Genomic DNA, 2,322 nt, shown 5'->3' with positions numbered 1-2,322 from the left:
GGGCCGGGCGGCGCGCGGCCTGTGCCACGGCGGGGCGGGCAGCGCCAGGACGAGCTGCCGCAGTCCCGCCAGGCCGCACATTCCGCTCACGTACACCAGGACGAACTGTCCGAACGACACCTGTTCCCTTCCGTTCCCCGGCGGTCAGCCGGCTGCCAGCGGGCAGGCCCAGGACATGCCCTCCGGGACGCGGATCGCCAGGTCGCCCTGGGCGACCGAGGCGGAGATGCTGATGAACAGGGTGTCGATGAGCGCGGTCAGCACCGCGCTGACGTCCACCGCGCGGTCGGCGATGAAGGCGAGCCGCCGCCCGCCCTGCTCGGACGCCACCCTGCACAGCACCTTCGGCCGCGCCTGCCCGAACCCGAAGGCCACGACCTGCGGGCGGTAGATGAAGTCCGGTGCGAGGAGCCGGTTGCGGGCCGGGAACCATATGCTCTGCGGCTGCTCGTGGTCGCCGACGTACGGGATGCCGTCGGTGAGGAAGAACACCGCCGGCTGCTTGAGCGCGTAGGTCGCCGACAGCCGCCGGCAGTCCTCGTCGATGCGCCGCCGCAGCAGTTCGAAGATCACCGCGTAGTCGGTCTGGTCGCCCTTGGTGAACGGCCGGATGTCCCGGGTGTCGGCCGGCCGGGTGAGCGGCAGGATCACCTCCGCCCGGCTGGAGAATTCGATCACGCTGATGAACGCGGCGTCATTGATCGTGGGGTCCAGTTCCGCGCGGTATATCAGTTCGGGAACGGCGTCCTGGAGAACGTCCAGGGGGATCCTTTCGGACGTGTTGAAATCAGGGTCCCACATCGTCTGCGAGACGTCGCAGACGATGTAGAACGGGAAGGCCTGCTCGTGCCCGCCGTAGTCCAGCACCGTTTTCCTCTCAAGGCATCGGGTCGCGCATCACCGGTGTGCGTCAGCACATGTGAACGGTCTTCTCGCCGGTGATGACCGGGGGCCGGTCGGGCCGGAGCAGATGTGCGATCACCAGATCGCGGAGAAGCCGGTATGCGAAACCGTCGGTACATGAAGCGGGAGCCTGTTCCACATTCGCGAGTTCACGCGCCGCCGGACCCCAGGATTGGACGGCCCCCTGGGTGACCGCCAGGCAGGCTTGGCCGAGCCCCCGGTAGACAGCCCGCACCCCCTCGCCTCCGAGGCCCGGGAGAGCCGCGCAGTCGCGGCTGTTCATCGCGTCGAACCACCCCTGGCCGGGCCGTCCGTCGATCCCTGGCCCGCCCCCCGGCACGACGCGCTGCCAGACCACGCCTGCCGCGGCGACGTCCGGCTTTTCGTCGGATTTTTCCGGTTTCTTCGGTTCCGTGGCCGGTGACGCGAATGGTGCCGGTCCTCCGGAGCCCTCCTTGAGCGCCGCGGCGAGCCCGCTCAGCAGGGAAACCCCGAGCAGGATCGAAGCCATCGTTGCGCGCGGCGATCCGATGGCACGCCCCATTGATCCCTCCGTCCGGCACCGTGCCCACCCCCGTGGCGATGCGCGTGCCGAAGATTATGGGTCCGCCGCCGACCCGTGGGAAGTGCTCATTCCGCAACGGAAAGCAGTAATTGTGCACACTCGAACGACCGCCGCCCCAGTCGTTCACGACCTCCGATGAGTTGGCTCGCTGACCACATTAGGCCGCACTTTTATTCCGGTGCCCGGAAATTTGCGAATTTTGCCCTGCCGACAACCGGTACACCCCTCCGCCGTCACCCGCGAACGCCCGGCCGGCACCCGTGCGATCGCCCGCGGGCCGGGGCGGGCGCCCCCTCATGATCCGGACTTGTGGAGGTCACCGGCCATGCCGTTGACCTCCAGATGCAGGGACGCGGCGGAGGCGGGCGTATACGTCTGGGGCGCCGTCTCGGCGATGCAGCCGAGACCCGAGATGCTGCTGGTCTGGAGGACGAGCCGGTCAGGGGCGGCGGACTGGAGTGCGGCGGTGCCGTTGCAATAACCGGTGGCGCTGATCTGGTTGCGAATGGAGGCGACGACGGCGCCGATACGACCGGGACGGATGGAGATCCTGAAATAGAGCCTGACACCGGGAAGCTGCGGTGAGGCCAGGTGACCCGTCCACGCGCCCAGGAACCTGCCGGGCACGTCGCTCGCCGCGGGTGCCGCCGGTGTGGACGAGGGGGCGCCGGTGGCCGGCGCGGTGGTGCCGACCGTCTGGGAGGGGGACGGGGGGGACGTATCGGGGTGCCGCGACAACCACAGGCCGGTCCCGGCGAGGGCCAGGGCGCCGAACGCGACGAACGCGCCCAGCGCGGGCAGCGGCCACGGGGTGCGCCGCGGCGGCGACGCCGGGGGCGGGACGGGCGCCGCGG

The 2,322-nt window shown here is 70.0% G+C and carries 3 protein-coding genes; all 3 read right to left on the bottom strand.

Translation table 11 applies throughout. The annotated features are described in order from the left end of the window. Positions 1 to 144 precede the first annotated feature (144 nt). A complete protein-coding gene (locus tag AF1_RS32340) occupies positions 145 to 867 on the bottom strand; it encodes a vWA domain-containing protein (RefSeq protein WP_067808121.1) in 723 nt (240 codons plus the stop codon). A gap of 43 nt (positions 868 to 910) precedes the next feature. Then, positions 911 to 1,447, bottom strand: coding sequence for a hypothetical protein (locus tag AF1_RS32335; RefSeq protein WP_067808118.1), 537 nt, complete (start codon positions 1,445 to 1,447; stop codon positions 911 to 913). A 315-nt stretch (positions 1,448 to 1,762) separates the two neighbouring features. Beyond that, on the bottom strand, positions 1,763 to 2,322 hold a 560-nt coding region (locus AF1_RS35560; protein WP_217999874.1), incomplete at its 5' end, for a hypothetical protein.

The organism is Actinomadura formosensis NBRC 14204 (assembly GCF_001552155.1).
Taxonomy (GTDB): domain Bacteria; phylum Actinomycetota; class Actinomycetes; order Streptosporangiales; family Streptosporangiaceae; genus Spirillospora; species Spirillospora formosensis.
This window is presented reverse-complemented; position numbering and strand designations above follow the sequence as displayed.

Excerpts from the sequence above, each read along its gene's own strand:
- AF1_RS32335 (WP_067808118.1), bottom strand. The coding sequence starts at position 1,447 with ATGGGGCGTGCCATCGGATCGCCGCGCGCAACGATGGCTTCGATCCTG.